This is a genomic window from Aeromonas sp. BIGb0405 (assembly GCF_024807335.1).
GTDB lineage: Bacteria > Pseudomonadota > Gammaproteobacteria > Enterobacterales > Aeromonadaceae > Aeromonas > Aeromonas rivuli.
The window spans coordinates 47,554-66,677 of sequence record NZ_JANUEP010000011.1 but is presented as its reverse complement, the minus strand read 5'-3'; the positions used below and the strand labels follow the sequence as shown (position 1 = coordinate 66,677).

At 57.7% G+C, this 19,124-nt stretch carries 19 protein-coding genes; 10 read left to right on the top strand and 9 right to left on the bottom strand.

Annotated features, from left to right (window positions below; all coding sequences use genetic code 11):
* Positions 1-146 precede the first annotated feature (146 nt).
* Complete coding sequence (locus M2366_RS17515; RefSeq protein WP_042041149.1) at positions 147-1,460, top strand: sodium-dependent transporter; 1,314 nt, start codon at positions 147-149, stop codon at positions 1,458-1,460.
* Between the two features lie 89 nt (positions 1,461-1,549).
* Here the strand turns inward: M2366_RS17515 and M2366_RS17510 are convergent, their stop codons facing one another.
* Together M2366_RS17510 and M2366_RS17505 are read right to left on the bottom strand one after the other, a co-directional pair.
* On the bottom strand, positions 1,550-2,017 hold the full coding sequence (locus M2366_RS17510) for a hypothetical protein (RefSeq protein WP_224432068.1): 468 nt from the start codon (positions 2,015-2,017) through the stop codon (positions 1,550-1,552).
* 96 nt (positions 2,018-2,113) lie between these two features.
* A complete protein-coding gene (locus tag M2366_RS17505; protein ID WP_259270285.1) occupies positions 2,114-3,484 on the bottom strand; it encodes a PLP-dependent aminotransferase family protein in 1,371 nt (456 codons plus the stop codon).
* A 116-nt stretch (positions 3,485-3,600) separates the two neighbouring features.
* Between M2366_RS17505 and M2366_RS17500 the strand changes: the two genes are divergently transcribed.
* From M2366_RS17500 to putP, 9 genes are all read left to right on the top strand, one after another.
* The gene (locus M2366_RS17500; protein ID WP_259270284.1) at positions 3,601-4,197 is read left to right on the top strand and encodes a LysE family translocator; all 597 of its coding nucleotides are present in this window, start codon (positions 3,601-3,603) and stop codon (positions 4,195-4,197) included.
* 116 nt (positions 4,198-4,313) lie between these two features.
* Positions 4,314-4,904: a LysE family translocator gene (locus M2366_RS17495; RefSeq protein ID WP_259237538.1), complete on the top strand. Its 591-nt coding sequence runs from the start codon at positions 4,314-4,316 to the stop codon at positions 4,902-4,904.
* A gap of 105 nt (positions 4,905-5,009) precedes the next feature.
* Positions 5,010-5,711: an aspartate/glutamate racemase family protein gene (locus tag M2366_RS17490; RefSeq protein WP_259237540.1), complete on the top strand. Its 702-nt coding sequence runs from the start codon at positions 5,010-5,012 to the stop codon at positions 5,709-5,711.
* Between the two features lie 211 nt (positions 5,712-5,922).
* Complete coding sequence (locus tag M2366_RS17485; protein WP_042041141.1) at positions 5,923-7,032, top strand: 1-acyl-sn-glycerol-3-phosphate acyltransferase; 1,110 nt, start codon at positions 5,923-5,925, stop codon at positions 7,030-7,032.
* A gap of 298 nt (positions 7,033-7,330) precedes the next feature.
* Complete coding sequence (locus M2366_RS17480) at positions 7,331-7,801, top strand: YhcH/YjgK/YiaL family protein (RefSeq protein ID WP_042041140.1); 471 nt, start codon at positions 7,331-7,333, stop codon at positions 7,799-7,801.
* 219 nt (positions 7,802-8,020) lie between these two features.
* A complete protein-coding gene (locus M2366_RS17475; RefSeq protein WP_259270283.1) occupies positions 8,021-9,220 on the top strand; it encodes an acetate kinase in 1,200 nt (399 codons plus the stop codon).
* A 141-nt stretch (positions 9,221-9,361) separates the two neighbouring features.
* Positions 9,362-10,636, top strand: coding sequence for a mechanosensitive ion channel family protein (locus M2366_RS17470; protein WP_259270282.1), 1,275 nt, complete (start codon positions 9,362-9,364; stop codon positions 10,634-10,636).
* A gap of 116 nt (positions 10,637-10,752) precedes the next feature.
* Positions 10,753-11,673: a L,D-transpeptidase family protein gene (locus M2366_RS17465; protein WP_259270281.1), complete on the top strand. Its 921-nt coding sequence runs from the start codon at positions 10,753-10,755 to the stop codon at positions 11,671-11,673.
* Between the two features lie 275 nt (positions 11,674-11,948).
* A complete protein-coding gene (putP, locus tag M2366_RS17460) occupies positions 11,949-13,457 on the top strand; it encodes a sodium/proline symporter PutP (RefSeq protein ID WP_042041135.1) in 1,509 nt (502 codons plus the stop codon).
* A 60-nt stretch (positions 13,458-13,517) separates the two neighbouring features.
* On the opposite strand, the gene M2366_RS17455 is transcribed toward putP, so the two are convergent.
* The 7 genes from M2366_RS17455 to M2366_RS17425 all read right to left on the bottom strand — a co-directional run bounded on the left by M2366_RS17455 (position 13,518) and on the right by M2366_RS17425 (position 18,972).
* Complete coding sequence (locus M2366_RS17455) at positions 13,518-14,108, bottom strand: MliC family protein (protein WP_259270280.1); 591 nt, start codon at positions 14,106-14,108, stop codon at positions 13,518-13,520.
* 169 nt (positions 14,109-14,277) lie between these two features.
* Positions 14,278-14,883 carry an NAD(P)H-dependent oxidoreductase gene (locus tag M2366_RS17450; RefSeq protein WP_042041133.1) on the bottom strand — a complete coding sequence of 202 codons (606 nt, stop codon included), beginning with the start codon at positions 14,881-14,883 and terminating at the stop codon, positions 14,278-14,280.
* A 54-nt stretch (positions 14,884-14,937) separates the two neighbouring features.
* Complete coding sequence (locus M2366_RS17445; RefSeq protein WP_259270279.1) at positions 14,938-15,369, bottom strand: MerR family transcriptional regulator; 432 nt, start codon at positions 15,367-15,369, stop codon at positions 14,938-14,940.
* Positions 15,370-15,560: 191 nt separating this feature from the next.
* Positions 15,561-16,139: a hypothetical protein gene (locus M2366_RS17440; protein ID WP_259270278.1), complete on the bottom strand. Its 579-nt coding sequence runs from the start codon at positions 16,137-16,139 to the stop codon at positions 15,561-15,563.
* A 267-nt stretch (positions 16,140-16,406) separates the two neighbouring features.
* Complete coding sequence (locus M2366_RS17435) at positions 16,407-17,435, bottom strand: hypothetical protein (protein WP_259270277.1); 1,029 nt, start codon at positions 17,433-17,435, stop codon at positions 16,407-16,409.
* 113 nt (positions 17,436-17,548) lie between these two features.
* Complete coding sequence (locus M2366_RS17430; protein ID WP_259270276.1) at positions 17,549-18,100, bottom strand: TIR domain-containing protein; 552 nt, start codon at positions 18,098-18,100, stop codon at positions 17,549-17,551.
* A 41-nt stretch (positions 18,101-18,141) separates the two neighbouring features.
* Positions 18,142-18,972 carry a macro domain-containing protein gene (locus M2366_RS17425; RefSeq protein ID WP_259270275.1) on the bottom strand — a complete coding sequence of 277 codons (831 nt, stop codon included), beginning with the start codon at positions 18,970-18,972 and terminating at the stop codon, positions 18,142-18,144.
* Between the last annotated feature and the right edge of the window lie 152 nt (positions 18,973-19,124).

Here is a 19,124-nt window from a genome sequence, read left to right as displayed (position 1 = left end):
GGTTTGGTCGATTTAGTCGCGCCGACTAAAGGGGTGAGCTTGCAGACATCAGTTAACCGGATTTCATTGCAAGGGTCGCCTCAGGGCGGCCCTTTTTGTTATTTGTCCATCATGGAGTCAATCATGTTGTCCTCAAGGGAGTTGGTATGAGCCAGGTGCAGTGGTCTTCTCGTCTCGGTCATGTGCTGGCCGCCGCCGGTACGGCGATAGGTCTCGGCGCTATCTGGAAGTTTCCGTATGTGACCGCCACCAATGGCGGTGGCGCCTTCCTGCTGCTGTTTCTGCTGTTCAGTTTCACCCTGGGGGTGGCCGTGCTGGTGGGGGAGACCCTGCTCGGCAGCCAGAGCCAGCGTGGGGTGCTCGGCGCCTTCAAGAAGCTGGTCGGGCCTAACTGGCGCTGGATGGGCTACATGGGCATCTTGTGCGGCTTTTGCATCTACAGCTTCTACAGCGTGGTGGGGGGCTGGACGGTCGGTTATGTGGGGCTGGCGGCCATGGGCCGCCTCAACCTGAGCGAGGGCGAGGCGCTGACGGCTCTGTTCAACGGTTATGTCAGCAATCCCTGGTGGCCGGCGCTGACCCACTTGGTGTTTGCGGGTCTCACCTGGTGGTTCGTGCAGGGCGGTATCCAGAAAGGGGTCGAGCGGGCGCTGCGCTGGATGATGCCGGCGCTGTTCATCATGATGTTGCTGCTGGTGGTGGTCGGCCTCTCTCTGCCCGGCTCCATGGCCGGGGTGCGCCAGCTGCTGCTGCCGGACTTCAGCAAGCTGAGCGGCGAGAGCGTGCTCGACGCCCTGGGGCTGGCGTTCTTCTCCCTCTCTATCGGACTCGGCGTGCATACCACTTATGGTGCCTATTTGCCCAACAGTCAGGGCGTGCTGCGCTCCGGGGTCTGGGTGGTCACCCTGGCCAGCCTGATCTCGGTGCTGGCCGGTCTGATGATATTCCCGGCACTGGCGTCGACCGGCATCGATCCGAGCGCGGGCCCGGGCCTCACCTTTATGACCATGCCTGCGGTGTTCAACCAGCTGCCCTTTGGCCAGGGCCTGGCCCTGGTCTTCTTCCTGCTGCTGCTGGTAGCGGCGCTCTCCTCCTCCATCTCCATGCTGGAGCATCTGGTGCGGTTCACCTGCGAGGAGTGGGGCTGGTCGCGGCGCAGCGCCTGCCTGGTGCTGACCCTGATGATCATGGCGACCGGGGTGCCGGTCAGCCTCTCCTTCGGGATCTGGTCCGAGGCGACCCTGTTTGGCAAGACGTTGTTCGAGCTGCTCGACTACCTCACCTCCAACCTGATGATGCCGCTGTTTGGCCTGGTGCTGACCCTGCTGCTCGGCTGGCGACTGGGGGACAAGATGCTGCCCGACGGCGCCCATCCGCTGGCGCGGTTCGCGTTGCTCTGGTGCTGGCGGCTGGTCGCGCCGCTGCTGATCGGCGGCATCTTGCTGCGTGGTCTGCTCTAGGACGGGCCACTCGTGGTGAAAAAGGGTTGGCCGGTGGCCAACCCTTTTTTGATCCTCTGAGCGGCTAGATGCCGCCGCTGACCCCGGCGTTATTGCAGGCCGGGCCCCTTGACCGAGAAGGGGCAGTCACGCTGGTTGATGAGCCGCTCTCCCTGGCCGCTGGCTCCCTGCCAGCGCAGCACGAGCTGGCCGAGCAGGCCCAGATGGCGCAGCTCAAATTCGTAATCCAGGCAAGGATTGCCGAGGGGGAGGGTCGTCACCCCGTGGGGCAGGCGGTAGTCGTAGCTCAGCCGTGGGCCATCTACCAGGGTTTGCCGCACCGGGATCAGGCCCTGGGGGCCCGCTGTCTGGGTCGTCAGCGCCTGGCGCAGAGTGAGCGGTGCATCTATCGCTTTTTGATAATGGAGGCTGTTCATGGCGGCGAGCTGCTCTTCCAGCCGTTGCAGTTCGTTATCCAGGCCACCGATGACCTGCTCCAGCTGTTGTTGGCGGGCGGGCATCGCGCAACCGGCCAGCAACAGGCTGATGAGCAAGAGGGGAATGCGGGTCACATGCATGGGCTCTCCGTCGAGCGCATCGTGCTGAACACCATCGACTCGCACGGAGGGCGATTGCGGGAAGGCAGGGTGCACAGCGGGTTGAACGGCCACTGACTATAGCAAGGAGTTTGCAGGGGGGGCAGCGCGCAGCAGCCCGGCGAGGCGATCCAGTCCCTCTGCCACCTTGGCATCGGTCGCTGGCTGACTCAGGCTCAGGCGTACCCCCTGGGGGGCCGCAAACTGACCGGCGGCAAAGTGCTCACCACTCGCGACCCCGACATCGAGGGCGTCGGCGGCCTGCGCAAACTCCTGGCTGCGCCAGGGTTCTGGCAGGGGGAGCCAGGCATGCATGGAGCCGGGCTGCCAGCGCGCGCCCGGCAGCAGGTGGCGAAGCAGCTCGCCGCGTCGGGTCAGTACCCGGCGCTGCTGGGCGATGAGGGCCATCACCTGGCGCTCGCTGACCAGCTTGCAGGCCAGTTCGATCAGCAGCGGGCTGACCATCCAGCTCGAGAGCCGCATCGCCTGGGCGAAGGCGGCACGCAGGGCGGGTGGTGCGAGCAGGAAGCCGACCCGCAACCCCCCGCAGGCAATCTTGGCCAGGCTGCCGAGGTAGATGACCCGCTCCGGCGCCAGGTTGACCAGGGGCGTCAGCGGTGTCTCGGGCAGCAGGCCGTTGACGTCATCCTCGATGATGAGCAGGTCGTGACGGCGGGCGAGGGCGATGATGGCCTCGCGCCGGGCCAGGCTCATGATGGCCGTGGTGGGATTTTGCAGGGTAGGGGTCAGGTAGAGCAGCTTGGCACGACGCTGGCGGCAGGCCGCCTCCAGCGCCTCGGGCAGCAGTCCCTCTTCGTCCATGGCGAGCCCCACCACCTGACTCTTGAGCTGGCGCGCGTTACCGAGCAGACCCGGGTAGCTGAGCCCCTCGCATAAAATGGTCTCACCCACACAGCCGGTGGCGAGCAGGGCCAGCATGATGCCGTGCTGGGCGCCGTGACTGAACAGCAGCCGCTCCTCGCTGCCCGCTATGCCCTGTTCCCCCAGCCAGTCGACGAACAGCTGGCGCTGATCCACCCGCCCCGCCTCCTTGTCATAGCCGAGCAGGCTATTGAGATCTCCCCCGGCCAGGGACTCGATCAAGGGACGGAAGATGGCGGCCCGATCGAGCTGGACCGGCAGGTTCTGCCACAGCTCGATGCGCCCCTCCTCCTCGTTGCGGATCACCCAGTCACTGGCGGCATCGTTGCCCTTGACCCAGGTGCCATGTCCCACCTTGGCCGCCAGCAGGCCACGCCGCTCCGCTTCGCCATAGGCGCGGGTGATGGTGCCAACGGTGACCCCCAGCCTGTCGGCCAGCGCCCGGTGGGTGGGCAGCCGGGTGTGGGGAGTCAGCTCACCGTTGCCGATGGCTTGTTCTATGGCCTTGACCAGCTTGAGGTAGAGGGGGCCTTCGAAGGTCGAGAGCTCGGGCGTCCAGATTGTCATGGTGACAATAAATCCATTGATCCATTTGTATGGTCAATATAGCGTGATATTCAGCCTGTTCACAACCCAGAAGCACACATTGTACCGATACAATGTGACAAGAAAGGAGTCACCTCATGACCATTGAATGGTATGCCACCCTGTTTGGCTTTGCCCTGCTCACCTGCGGCACCCCGGGGCCCAACAACTTGATGTTGACGGCATCCGGCGCCAACTTCGGGGTACGCCGCACCCTGCCGCACCTGTTCGGTGTGGTGGTCGGCCAGCCGGTATTGCAGCTGGTGCTGGCGCTAGGCTTCTACCCGCTGTTCGAGCGCTGGCCCCTGCTCAAGCTGAGCCTGCAGGTGCTGGGCAGCCTCTATCTGCTGTGGCTGGCCTGGCGTATCGCCGTGGCCGGTGCGCCCGGCGATCCGGCCAGGCGCGCCCGCCCGCTGACCCTGCTGGAAGGGCTGGGCTTCCAGTTCCTCAACCCCAAGGCCTGGATGATGGGCATCTCCGCCATCAGCTTGTTCAGCTTGCCGGGTAGCGACTACTGGCCGAGCCTGTGGGGCATCATGTCCGTCTTCCCCATGGCGGGGCTGCCGGTCTGCTTTGCCTGGGTGCTGTTCGGTCATCAGCTCAGTCGCTGGATCAACTCGGACCGAGGCTGGCGCCGCCTCAATGGCAGCCTGGGGGCGCTCACCGCCCTGTGCGTGGTGATGCTCTGGTATTGATGGCTGCCTGATCAAGCATGCAAAGAAATGCATTGCCAGCCTTGTCGTCAGGGCAGAGGCTCTGCATATTAGAAGGCTTGCCCCATATCGGGTTGTTGGTATCAAAAGAGGTTGAGATGGATCTGAACTGGTTGTTGCCCCTGGCGGGTTTTGCATTGATCACTTGTGGTACGCCGGGTCCCAATAACATGCTGCTCACCAGTGCCGGGGCCGCTCAGGGATTTGGCCGCAGCGTGCCACTGCTGGTGGGGGTGGTGGGGGGCATCAATCTGATGATCCTGGCCACAGCCCTTGGCCTGGGGGTGTTATTTGAGCGGGTGCCGCTGCTTCACGAGGCGCTCAAGGTAGCTGGCTCCCTCTATCTGTTGTGGCTGGCCTACAAGGTGGCGACGGCCAATGGCCCCGCCGAGGGGAACCGGCCGCTGATCCCGGCCCATCAGGGCGCCCTGTTGCAACTGCTCAATCCCAAGGCCTGGATGATGGCGCTCTCCGCCATCAGCGGCTTCACCCTGGCGGGGGAGGCCTACTGGCCCTCGGCGTTCTGGGTACTGGGCATCTTCTTCCTGACCGGTCTCTACACAGGAGCATTTTGGGTACTGTTTGGTGCCCAGGTGCGCCGCTTCATTCACACGGCCCGCGGCTGGCGTCGTTTTAACCTCGGCATGGGGCTGGCGACCGCCGCCTGCGTGCTGATGATCTGGATCTAGGCTCTGAAAGCAATCTGTTTTGTTGCTGGCCCTGCGGGGCCTTTTTTGTCCGTATAACGCACCGCAACCCAGAGGGCGAGGCGGCGCGAGAGGAGAGGCGAGCGAATGAAATGCATAGGTGTGTTAGGGGGCATGAGCTGGGAGTCGAGCCTCAGCTATTATCAGGCGCTCAATCGCGGCGTCAGGGGGCGGCTCGGGGGCCTGCATTCGGCGCGGGTGCTGCTCAACAGCGTCGACTTTGCCGAGATAGAGCGGTTGCAGCACGCCGGAGACTGGCCCGCCACCGCCCGGCTGCTCGGCAAGGCGGCCCAGAGTCTGCAAGCGGGCGGGGCCGACTGCCTGCTGATCGCCACCAATACCATGCACAAGGTGGCCGACGAGATAGCAGCCTCCGTGGATATCCCTCTGCTGCATATCGCCGATGCCACCGCCCTGCGGCTGATTGAAGATGGCATCGGCACAGTGGGACTGCTTGGCACCCGCTTCACCATGGAGCAGGATTTCTACAAGGGGCGCCTTCGGGACAAGTTTGGACTCAAGGTGCTGGTGCCAACGGTGGCGGCCCAGGCGAGGGTGCACCGCATCATCTATGAGGAGCTCTGTCTGGGTGAAATAAAAGAGGCATCCAGGGCTGACTATCTGGCCATCATCGGGGAGCTGGCGGCGGCGGGGGCCGAGGCGGTGATCCTGGGTTGTACCGAGATAGCCCTGCTGGTCGGCCCGGAGCACACCAGAGTGCCGCTCTACGACACGGCGGCTCTTCACGCCGAGGCCGCGGTGGCCTGGGCGCTGGACTCATCCTCCTGACGCTGGCGGCGGTGGGTTGGCTGCCCACCGACATTTCGATGAAAACTGTTATCAATTGACTCTCTTGTTAGCCTCCTTGCCCTTGTCTTGATGCCGGTCAGATCGCATATCACTCTTTGTGGCATAGTCCTCGGGGTAAAAGTGTGTAAAATTGCGCCCTGAATTTTGGCCGACTCTTTGGCCAGCCTCCCTCTCAAGTAAGGCGGAACCGGTGACAGAAGTAGACAGATTCGCAGACATTCGCCCCTATCATGATGACGAAGTTCCCGCGGCCATTGAGCGTCTCATCCAGGACGATGAGTTTATCGGTGCCATTGCCAAGTACCGTTTCGGCGCGCTGATGAACTGGTTCGGCTGGGCGCTGCGCCCGCTGATCCGTTACTTCCTGCGCAGCAAGTGGCGCCATGTCACCACAGTGCACCAGGTGCAGATGGGGGTGACTCGCTACATGAACCGCATGATAGGCAGCTCCACCAAGGGGGTGACCTTCTCTGGCATCGAGCACCTCAAGCAGGGGCAGGGCTATCTGTTTGTCTCCAACCACAGGGACATCGCCATGGATCCCGCCTTCGTCAACTGGGGGCTGCATACCCATGGCTTCGAGACGGTGCGCATCGCCATCGGTGACAACCTGCTGCGCAAACCCTGCGCCACCGAGCTGATGAAGCTCAACAAGAGCTTCATCGTCAAGCGCTCCGCCAAGGGGCCGCGAGAGATGATGAAGGTGCTGGGCGAGCTGTCGGCCTACATCGGTCAGTCGGTGCACGAGGGGCACTCCATCTGGATAGCCCAGCGGGAAGGGCGCGCCAAGAATGGGGATGACAAGACGGATCCGGCCATCCTCAAGATGTTCTACGTCGATGGCAAGAAGCAGAAGATCCCGTTCGCCGACTACATGCGCAGCCTCAACATAGTGCCGGTCAGCATCAGCTACGAGCTGGATCCCACCGACAAGGCCAAGGCGCGCGAGCTCTACGAGAAGTCCGTCAACGGCAGCTACGAAAAGGGCGAGTTTGAGGATATCGAGAGCATAGTGGCCGGTATCGTCGGCCAGAAGGGGCGGGTCCATGTCGCCTTTGGTGCGCCCATCACCGAGGGCTTCGAGGACCCGGATCAGCTGGCGGCGCTGATCGACAAGGCTATCTGGGGCAACTATCGCCTCTTCCCCGGCAATTACCTGGCGGCAGATGTGCCCAACAAGGCCAACACCCTGGAGCAGGCGGCATTCTTGACCCGCCAGTCCGAGGTGCCCGAGGAGCACAAGGCCATCTGGCGCGCCATGTACGCCAAGCCGGTTGAGAATGCCAGCAAGGTGCAATGAATCAGGCGGCACACTAAAAAAACGGGAGCTTAGGCTCCCGTTTTTGCGCCTGGTCAAAGTTGCTGGCAATCGAGTAGTGAATAATATTGTTTCAGCTGGTACGATCATCGGGTGAGTGAGCGGGTATCCCTTGGCAAGTCACGGGCGACTGTGCAACAGTGGTTCGGCGCCAACCGGATGACCCTGACTCCTCTCGGTCTGCATGGATGGCAGACGGCGCTAGACAAGGACCTTTAACGGGTCCTTTTTCATTGGCAGGCAAAGATAGACGGCGAATACACCTAAGGATGCGCATCTCATGATCACCGGCAGTCTGGAAACCTTACAACGCACCCCCTTGCCCACCCCGCTGGCCCGCATCATGGCCGAGGTGGTGAAAGAGGTCGCGCACTGGCTGAATGCGCCCCTTGGCAAGACCGAAATCGATGGATTGCGGCTGTTTTGCCTGGTGAGCGAGGAGCTGACGGAGCCCGTCGCCGCGCGCCGAGGTGAGTTTCATGAACAGTATCTGGATATCCAGCTGCTGCTGCGTGGTGAGGAGTGGATCGGCGTCGGGCCTCATGCCTACGTCAATGACGGCGCCGATCACCCCCATCCCGATCTCTGGTTCGTCGATGACGAACAGACCAGTTATCTGGCGTTGCAGCCCGGCGACTTTGCCATCTTCTGGCCGGGAGAACTGCATCGCCCTCTCTGTACCCTGACCACCCCCGCCAAGGTGAAAAAGTTGGTGGTCAAGGTTCACAAGGATCTGCTGACAGCGTGCTAGTCAGCAGTGCGGGGGCCAGGCTCCCGCCCACGACGAGGCCGGTTCCGAAGAACGGTGGCTTGTCCCCCTTGAAGAGTCGATGAGTGCGCCAGGCACTCACTGCATTGAAAAATTGGGCGCACTTTCCTGCGGCCATAAGCCCCCGGCAGGGGAAATCCCATCCCTCGCGGATGACACGACACTGTCGGCGTAACGCCGGCTCACAGGAAGATGTAGACGATGAGCAAGTTGGTACTGATCCTTAACTGCGGTAGCTCTTCCCTGAAATTTGCCGTCATGGATGCCACAACAGGCGAGGACATGCTGTCCGGCCTGGCCGAATGCTTCAATCTGGATGATGCCCGTATCAAATGGAAACTCCACGGAGTCAAGGGTGAAGCCATGCTGGGGGCGGGTGCCGCTCACCAGGCGGCCCTCGACCACATAGTGGGCCAGATCCTGCCCCAGGATCCCTCTCTGGCCGAGCAGTTGGTGGCCATCGGCCATCGCATCGTGCACGGTGGCGAGCAGTTCTCCCGCTCGGTGCGCATCGATGATGCCGTCATCGCCGGTATCGAAGCCGCCATTCCGTTCGCGCCCCTGCACAACCCGGCCCACCTCATCGGCATTCGCGCCGCATTGAAGGTGTTCCCGGCGCTGGCCGAGAAGAACGTGGCAGTGTTCGACACCGCCTTCCACCAGACGCTGCCGCAAGAGGCCTACCTCTACGCGCTGCCCCATCACCTCTATCGCGAGCACGGCATCCGCCGCTACGGCGCCCACGGCACCTCTCACCGCTTCATCGCCGAAGAGAGTGCCCAGGCACTGGGCAAGCCGCTGTCCGAGCTCAACATCATCAACTGCCACCTCGGTAACGGCGCCTCCGTCTGTGCGGTACGCAACGGTGAGTCGGTTGATACCTCCATGGGGCTGACGCCGCTGGAAGGGCTGGCGATGGGGACCCGCAGTGGTGACATCGATCCCGCGGTGGTCTTCTTCATGCACGATCAGCTCGGTTACAGCGTGGACGAGATCAACCACGTCTTGACGAGAGAGTCCGGTCTGCTGGGCCTGACCGAAGCGAGCAGCGACTGCCGCTATGTCACCAGCAACTATGCCACCGATGCCGGCGCCAAGCGGGCGCTGGATGTGTTCACCTACCGGGTGGCCAAGTATGTCGGCGCCTATGCCGCCGCCATGGACGGTCGTCTCGATGCCCTGGTGTTCACCGGTGGTATCGGCGAGAACGCTGCCATGGTGCGCGAGATGGTGCTGGACCGTCTGGCCCTGTTCGGCTTCAAGGTAGATAAAGAAGCGAACAATGCCGCCGTGCTCGGTGGCGAGGGTCCCATCACGGCCGAAGGCAGCCGTCTGGCGCTGGTGATGCCTACCAATGAAGAGCTGGTCATTGCCCGTGACGCCCTGGCGCTGGTTGGCTGAGACTCTCTCTTTTCGACAGCAACGCCGGCCATGAGCCGGCGTTGCTGTTTAATTTGTCAGCCGATTTGACATATGTCGCCAGATCCGTAGTCTGACCGATTCACAGCAACCCTCCCCGCAGCATAGAGAGGATATGAAGGCATGAGAGAGTCACTATTTGCCTGGTTAAACTCACAAGGCATCACGACCACCGGGCCCATGGCACTGGCGCTGACGGTTGGTTTTATTCTGCTGACCTCTCTGCTGTTGCACCTGGTGTTGCACCGTTATGTGCTGGTGGTCCTGACCAAGCAGCTCGGCCGCTGGCTGCAAGTCTGGCTGCCGCCCCAGTTGCAGCAGAAGATGTTCGATCGCTTCGCGTTTGCCTTGCAGGGCGCCGTGCTGCTGGCCCAGGCCGAGATCTGGCTGGCGGGTTATATCGAGAGCCTGCACCTGATGGAGACGATCGCCCAGATCTGGATCCTGTTATTCCTGTTGCTAGGCAGCTTCTCGGTGCTCGACTGCATTTTGTTTATCAGCCGCCGCGCCCCGGTCGGCAAGACGCTGCCCCTGCGCGGCATCTTCCAGGGGGTCAAGCTGATGGGCAGCATCCTGGTCGGCATAGTGATGCTGGCCCTGCTGATGGGGAAATCGCCGGTTATCTTGTTCAGTGGCCTGGGCGCCATGACCGCCGTGCTGATGCTGGTGTTCAAGGACCCCATCCTCGGCCTGGTGGCCGGGATCCAGCTGTCGGCCAACAGCATGCTCAATGTCGGCGATTGGCTGCAGATGGACAAATACGGCGCCGATGGCGAGGTGATCGACATCGGGCTCACCACGGTCAAGGTCTCCAACTGGGACAAAACCATCACCACGATCCCGACCTATGCGCTCATCTCCGACTCGTTCAAAAACTGGCAAGGGATGACGGAAGCTGGCGGACGTCGCATCAAACGCTGCGTCAATATCGACATCACCAGCGTGCGTTTCCTCGAGCACGACGAGTTGCTCAAACTCAGTCATGCCAAGTTGCTTGCCCCCTATCTCAGCCACAAGGAGCAGGAGCTGTCCCGCTACAACCAGCAACTGGCCGGCGAACTGGCTACCCCGATCAATGGCCGTCATCTGACCAATCTGGGCACCTTCCGCGCCTATTTGCAGGCTTATCTCCAGGCTCACGCCTCCATCCGCAAGGACATGACGTTGATGGTGCGTCAGTTGGCACCCACTCCCGATGGGGTGCCGCTCGAGATCTACTGCTTCACCTCGACCACGGCATGGGCCGAATATGAGGGGATCCAGGCCGACATCTTCGATCATCTGTTTGCGGTGATAGGGGAGTTTTATCTGCGCCTGCACCAGACGCCGACCGGTCATGATCTGAGGTCATTGCAGGGATTGGGGGTGGGCAGAAACAGACTCGGTCAGAGCGCCTGATTATCCTGCCATTTGCCAGTTGAATTTTTAGCCGGACCGGAGAAGAATAGCGGGCCGTTTTTAGGCGGTCGGTGCGGCCGGAGCCCGCCGGAGCCAGTCATCATTACAGGACAATTATGAACAGCCTTCGCTTTACCCTGACCAGCCTGCTGCTTGGCCTGGCCGTGACCAGCCTGCCGGCCTGGGCCCTCGAGTACCCGCTGCCGGCGGCCAACAGCCGTCTGGTCGGTGAGAATGAGCAATATGTGGTGCCAGAAGGCAAGGGAACCCTGGAAGACATCGCCGCCAAGTATCAGCTTGGCCTGACCAACCTGATGGAAGCCAACCCCGGTGTGGATCCCTTCCTGCCACTGCCGGGCAGCACACTGACCATTCCCCATCAGCTGATCCTGCCCGATGCGCCCCGCGAGGGGATCGTCATCAACGTGGCCGAGATGCGTCTCTACTACTACCCCAAAGGCCAGAAGGTGGTGGAAGTGCTGCCGATCGGCATCGGCCAGCTCGGCACCGATACCCCGGAAAACTGGGTGACCAGCATACAGCGCAAGCGGGCCAATCCGACCTGGACTCCCACCGCCAAGGTGCACAAGGAGTATGCCGAGCGGGGTGAAACCCTGCCTGCGGTCTGGCCAGCTGGCCCGGACAACCCCATGGGACTCTACGCACTCTATATCGGCAACCTCTATGCCATTCATGGCACCAATGCCAACTTCGGCATAGGGCTGCGGGTCAGCCACGGCTGCGTGCGACTGCGCAATGACGACATCGAGTATCTGTTCAAGAAGATCCCGGTCGGCACGCGGGTCCAGTTCGTCAACCAGCCGGTCAAGGCCAGTGTCGAGCCCGATGGCACCCGCTATCTGGAAGTGCATCAGCCCCTGTCACGCACCGAGGAAGAGATGGCGTCCAAGGCACCGGTACCCTTGCCGATGACCCCGACGATTACCCGCTTCCTGGCCAATGCCGACAGCGATTCCCAGCGCGTCAAACAGGCGCTGGAACAGCGTAGTGGCATACCGCAGGCCATCAGCCTCTAAGGCGTTGCCAAGCAGGATCCCTGGCAGACAGTGCTGCCGGGGCTCCCTATGACCCCAGCCCCTGCCAATGCAGGGGCTTTTTGTTGTGATGATCAGCACAATATCCGGATTTTAAACCGCTGATTAGGCAGTTAATTAGATGAAAAACGTTTTACAACTGTTTTTTATTTGTTAAAAACAGTTGAGAAGAGAGGATCGGCTGATTAAGCTAGGGCGTTTTTTAAAGGAGGGTTCGTCCATAGAACGCACCCCGGAGTCACACAAGGGAGTATTGCATGACAGCTAGCACACCTATGTTAATCACCTTTTTGGTGTACATATTGGGGATGGTGCTGATAGGTTTTATCGCCTATCGCGCCACCAAAAACTTCGATGACTACATCCTCGGTGGCCGTCGTATGGGGAGCTGGGTGACCGCGCTCTCCGCCGGCGCCTCCGACATGAGTGGCTGGCTCTTGATGGGGCTGCCGGGTGCCGTCTACCTCGGCGGCATCTCCGAGGGCTGGATCGCCATCGGCCTCATCATAGGGGCTTACTTCAACTGGCGTCTGGTAGCGGGCCGTTTGCGAGTCCACACCGAGAAGAACAACAACGCCCTGACCCTGCCTGACTACTTCACCTACCGCTTCGAAGACAAGAGCCGGGTGCTGCGCATCCTCTCCGCCGTGGTGATCCTGCTGTTCTTCACCATCTACTGTGCCTCCGGTGTGGTCGCCGGTGCCCGCCTGTTCGAGAGCACCTTCGGCATTGATTACGATACCGCGCTCTGGATTGGCGCCGCTGCCACCATCACCTACACCTTCTTCGGTGGCTTCCTTGCCGTCAGCTGGACCGATACCGTCCAGGCGACCCTGATGATCTTCGCCCTGATCCTGACCCCGGTGTTCGTGCTGATCGCGGTGGGCGGTGTCGATACCGCCATGGTGGAGATCGCGGCCAACAATGCCAGCCATCTCGACATGTTCAAGAACCTGGATGTGATCGCCATTATTTCCCTCATGGCCTGGGGCCTGGGTTACTTCGGTCAGCCCCACATTCTGGCCCGCTTCATGGCGGCCGGTTCCCATCAGACCATGGTCAATGCCCGTCGCATCAGCATGACCTGGATGGTGCTCTGCCTCGGCGGCGCGGTCGGTGTCGGCTTCTTCGGCCTCTCCTACTTCGCCAGCTTCCCCGAGCAGGCAGCCGGAGTGAGTGCCAACCCGGAGCGGGTCTTCATCGAGCTCTCCAAGATACTGTTCAACCCCTGGATTGCCGGTATCCTGCTCTCCGCCATACTGGCGGCGGTGATGAGTACCCTGAGCTGCCAGCTGCTGGTCTGCTCCAGCGCCATCACCGAAGATCTCTACAAGCCCTTCCTGCGCAAGAATGCCACTCAGGCTGAGCTGGTCTGGGTCGGTCGTTGCATGGTGCTGCTCATCGCCGTCATCGCCATCATGGTGGCCCGCAACCCGGAAAACCGGGTGCTGGGGCTGGTCAGCTACGCCTGGGCAGGCTTTGGTGCCGCCTTCGGCCCGCTGGTGCTCTTCTCCGTGCTCTGGGCGCGCATGACCCGCAACGGTGCCCTGGCGGGCATGCTGGTCGGTGCCATCACCGTCATCGTCTGGAAACAGTTCGGCTGGCTGGGTCTGTACGAAATCATCCCGGGCTTCGTCTTTGCCAGCATCGCCATCGTGCTGTTCAGTCTGCTGGGCAAGGCGCCCTCCAAGGCCATGGTGGAGCGCTTCGATGAGGCCGAGCGGGAGTTCCAGGCCCCCATGCCTGATGCCATCCCGGTGAAATGACCTCAGTGACAGCCAACAAAAAGCCCCGCAACTGCGGGGCTTTTTCATGGCGGCGCGGGCCTATTGGCCGCTGAGCCGGCACTGGCGGGTGGGTTGGTCATAGCGCTCCAGCCTGGCTTCGTTTCCCTTGGTCAGCAGCGTGAGATTCTGCCCCTCGTAACGGGCGCCGCTGGCGCTGGGGGCTTCAAAGGCGAGCACCTGCGACTGCTGCGCCCCCTCGCTCAGGTTGATCACGACGGCGGGCCGCTTGGCCTCGTTGTAGAAGTAGGTCGAGAGCCGGATCTCGCCGTCGCACTGGTAGTCAACCGGCGTCGGCACCATCAGCTGGCCGCCTTTTATCTGCAGCTCTGTGATGCGCAACTGGTAGCTCTCCTCCACGCATTGGCGCGAGTCGTTCTCTTTCCAGCACTCGTTGCGCCCCTTGATCCAGCCGCGCTGCATCGCCTTCTCGGTCTTCTGCTGCTCGGCCGACAGCTTGGCCAGCGCCTTGGGATAGAGGGCGGCGAGTTCGTTATCCAGCGCCGCCAGCCCGGCATCCTGGCAGACAAGCTGCTCGGTGGTGCCGTGGGCCTTGGCGCAGTCAAAGGAAGGGGTAGCGGCACTGGCCAGCAGCGGCATCAAGGCGAGGGTGCCAAGCAACATCTTGTTCATCGAAAAGGCTCCAGCAAGAGGGGATTCCCACTTACTACAGCACAAGGGCGCCGGGCCGCCGAGGACTTTTTTACCCCAGGCTCCCTTGCCCGTCTCTCTGGGCCCCGCTTCCGACAACCCTAGTCACCAGGGCCCACAACAGGCAGGCTGCCGTGGCCTTCGTCTGCGCTTATGTGCGCCGCCGCGCCAGCCGCTGCGCATCCTGGCGGGCCGCGGCCGCCGCCCGGCCCAACCAGCGCTGTCGCTCCCGCTCGCTGGCGGTATGGACAGGCCCCAGATGCTGGCGATGAGTCAGCTTGATGCCGCACAGCCCCAGCACGGGCTTGTCGAGGGTGCGCTCGACCGGGGAACCCAGCCACCAGCGGTAGTACCAGAGCGGGCTGTCCATGGTGAGCAGCAGGCGCGCCGTCTTGCCCGCCAGCAGGCGATCCGGGTGCACCTTGCCCTCCTGATAGCGAAAGGCGAAGCCCGAGAGCAGCGTTCTGTCCAGCAAGCCCTTGAGCCGGGCCGGCAGGTGGCCCCACCAGAGGGGGGCGACGATCACCAGATGGTGGGCCTGCTTCAGGCTCTGTTGCAATGCCAGCAGATCGGGCTCGAGGGGCTGCGCCTCGTCATAGCCATGGTGCAGATCCGGCTCGAAGGCGAGCTCCCCCACGTGATGCAGGGTGACCTCTGCGCCGCCCTCCTCGGCGCTGCGGGCATACTCCCGGGCCAAGGCATGGCAGAGACTGTCGGGTTTGGGGTTGCCGTTGATGATAAGCAGTTTGGGTGTCATGGCGTGGCTCCTTGAAGTGAGCCCCCATTACACCCCTTGTCCCATGGGACAGAGTCAAGCCACCTTGTGCGCCCGTCCTGCAAGCCCTTGCTCAACCTGTGGGAGCGGCTCGCTCTGGCCGGGGGCGCCATAGCGGCAGGGGTGCTGCGCCAGCAGCGCGGCGCACAGGGTCAGGGATTGGTGTTGCCCTCGCAGCCTGGCCATCTCTGCCTCTATCTGCGCCAGCTTGCCCGCGATAAGCTGCTCCACCTTCTGCCAGGGAAACTCGGCGAGACTGGTGAGGCCCGCCAGCAAGGGAACCAGCTCGCTCAGCTTGCAGCCGAGCTGCTGAGCCTGGCGAATAAAGCCGACCCACTCCAGATCTTCGGCCCGGTAGACGCGATATTTGCCGCGACGCCTGGGCTCGGGAAGCAGCCCGAGCTGCTCGTAGAGACGGATTGCCTTGGGAGTGGTGCCCGCCAGCCGGGCAAATTCGCCGATATACATGGTGCTGCTCGCAAAGGGGATGTGAAAGGAGCCCACTATAGGCCAGTGGCAGGGGGGAATGCATCCCCGCGGGGGAATCAGCGCCGCAGATGCTGCACAAAGAGCGCGGGCTGTTCGATGGGGTAGAGGTGGCCAGTATGTGACACCAGCTGGCGCTCGTTGACTGACTAGAGGATACCCACCTTGCCTGGCTAGTCCGCTATCGAGATGGTGGGTGTCTCTGATGTTGATTTGACATGATGAACAATTAAAGAACGACCATTAGCGTGTAATTCAGGGGTGATTTCATACTGCCCTTTAATTTCAAAATAATAATCCCAGCGGCCAATCTCTTTTTTATATAACTTCGCTTCAATCTTCCCTTTAGGTAAGCGCTCTATAACACCTTCTTTGACTAATTGGATACAGAAACCTTCATCGGCCTCATCTGATTCAACAATTCGCTCCACCTTTGCTAGATCAGCCAGCATGTCTGTACGATCCTCCTTGCTTGCACCTTTGAAATACTTTAACTCTATAATAATTAATTTTGATGAGGTTTGGATATGCAAGTCAACCCTGCTTTTACGATTTTCAGTCGAACGACCTCGCAAACGATATGATTGATAATCGTGCTGCAAAATGTGTTCAAAGCGAATAATTGCCTCTGGTAAAGCTTTGTAAAGTTCACCAAATAATACAGACTGAAAATCAACTTCCTTGTTTATGGGGTAGGGGTTATCGATTCTTCCCATTGAGCACTCTAATGCTTCTAATATTTCTTTTTTCACTGATTTTCCTAATCAAGAAACTTGGACATCTAAGTGAATAACAGTGACTAGGCGGAAGGCGGTACCAATCCGATAATAGAGCCTTCTGCATCACTCCATAGTGATAGGGGACAGCCACTTTGCTAGGCAAGCTTGCTATCGAGATGGTGGGTGTCCCAGGTTTTTGTCGTCTTTAAATATCTTCATGGTGCGAACTTATACTCGTGATAGTAAGAAGCCTAACGCCCCCATCAAGCGCCGCCGAAGGCGGTCGCTTGGATGGGCTTGTTACACGGCATTTACGATATTGACCTTTACAGAAATGACCTGAGTTCTTGAGTTTAGGAACTCGTAAACAGCTCTAGTTTTATTGATGAATGCACTATCAGCAGATAAGACAATATCACAAAAAGAAGCCATTGAAGCATGTCCAGCATCACTCATTGCGGCAGTAAAGCATTGTTTATCTTTCATTTTTGAGTCTGGATAGTAACCAACTACATTTAGCACATTATAAGCTGATGTAACTTTCTCAAACAAATGCATTTCTCTGAAATTATATATTGGATGCTTAGATATCCCCAGAAACTGTTCAATACTGAACCCTTTATATAGTTCTGAGTTTTTATGGAGCTCCCATATTTTTTCAATTATTTTAGGAGGCTTGATATTATTCAACTGAACTGGCCCAATGCCAGTGGCATCTCTATATTCTTTTACTCCAGACCAGTTTCTATCGTTCTCCACATGTTTTTTCATCTCAAGTGCAGACTGGTTTAATGCATGATCAAAAGACTGCTGCATATTTCCCAATGATTGCTTTATACCTTCAGCTAGATCAGGAAACATTTCTTCAAATTCTTTGGTTTGCTCTGAAATATATTTCAGGAGTTCTTTAAAGGACTCGGACTGTAAATTATTTATATCATCAAAACTATGGCCAACATTTCCTCCGTAAAATTTTAACAATGAACTCGCTGTCGCTTCCTGCATATTTTTATATACAAGTGCTAGATTTTCACAATATTCTGTGTACGCATCAAAGGGATTGCGAACAGTTATTGTTGCGTCACCACGAGGTGTAAAATTCTCATTCATACGAACTTTTAATTGATATGCCTTTAATTCTTGTAATATTTTTAAGAATTCTTCGTGGTTTTGACCAGACCGCTTAATCTCTTTCAAAGTTTCATCAGAGTATACAATTTGATATTTTTCGAGCAGTTCATCCTTGAAGTCTTTTGGATTATGCTTCCTAAGAACATCAAGAATATTCTGATCTAAATATGCTGTCGGTTTTCCTGAATAATGATCCATAAAGTTTGCACTGAGTTGATTATGCCGTGTAACGCCCGCATTTGCGGCTGGTTTGGAGCGCAGCGGAAAACCAGTCCGACAACATGCGCTTGTTGTATGCCTTATAGCGTAATTTATTTGGAGTTCATTATTTCTTGTGCTTCTTTTGTATAAGTTACTAATGAACCACCCGGAGAGTCACCATTTACTGAGAATTGATTGATTGCTGTTAAGAGTATTTCTTTCTTAAATGCCACGTGGATGGCATTTGCCGTTCCGTTGTTAATTCTGGCTGTCAAGGAATCTGGCCATCTGTTAGACAGTTTTTTCGGTGCATTGATTGTATTATATCCAACATACACGCAAATCAATGGTATCTCATACAAATCAACAGCCTTTTCGATTTCGTATGACAACATGCTGCCCGTCTTTCTGGTGTCATCGCTTAATATTACAATGCAGTTTTTTGATGCAGCCAACCGTTCTCTGATTCTTAATTCCAATGTACTCCGAAGACTTGTATCTCTTACGGCTGCAGTTTTGTCATGGCTATTTACAAACTTGAAGTCTATGTTTTTTCCTGCGCTCCATGCTTGCATTGTTGCGTAATACTTAAAATCAGACTCAGTAGGGTTTGTCTTTCCTAGTCCGTCAAAAGCGATATAGGTTCCGGTTCTGTTTGCCATGCTATTCCCCAAGCGATATAAATTTATACATTAGCTGTGACTCAAATTCCATTTTCTATGGCTTTAATATCCAATAGATTTATAGAAGCAATTTTATCATTGTGAATGACTATGTTTAATTTCGCTGGATATTTGAATTTCATTTCACTCACTCGAAATGTCCAAAGCATTATCTTGAGCAATTCCTCATCACTGATATTTTTGTGTTCTTTAATTCGAGTTATGCCAGACCCAAATATTGGAACAGAAACACTTTTCTGAGAATAAACTCGGTTAACGCTATCCCAAAAATTTATTAAGAATTCTAGATACTCAGGCATGCTAAGAACCGCTTTATTCTGGCTATCAAACTTCGAAAATGCAGCCAATAGATAGTCATCTATAAGACAAACAGTTCCTAGTTTGTATTTTTTTGACTTTCCCGTGCGTTTAACATCTCCATCTATTAGCTCGCTATCCTCAAATGGATAATCTTCGATAATGTTATCTAGCTCAGCCACTGATAAATTAGAGTGCTCATTAATGTATATTCCATTCAGTGAGTTCTTGGAGATAATCTTATCGTCCACTTGAGTATCGAAATATTCATTAAATGCTATCACTTTAATGCCGGGCTGACTGAACAAGTCTCCTGTCATTACTGATACTTTGCTTCCATCAATCGAAAGATTCAGGTGTCTGAGATTGTTGTATCTCCACCACAGAGAAAAGTACAAACCAGCAAAGAAAAGTACAACTGACAAACCGGCACAATTTTTATACTTATCGGAAACATCAATAAAAATGAAAGCTATCGAGAAAGTGGCCGATATTATCGACATCATTTTCAAGAACTCCTGACGTACGGACTTGTCTGTAATCTTAACTTTCAATCTATGCTTCCTTTTCCTTGATCAATGATTTTGTAGCCCTATGGCTTGGGCATATAACAGTGATTAGATAGAAGGCGGTACTAACACATTAATACTGCCGTCTATCTAACTCCGCTTCACCCTGATTCAGGGCTCTATAAATAACATTTAAA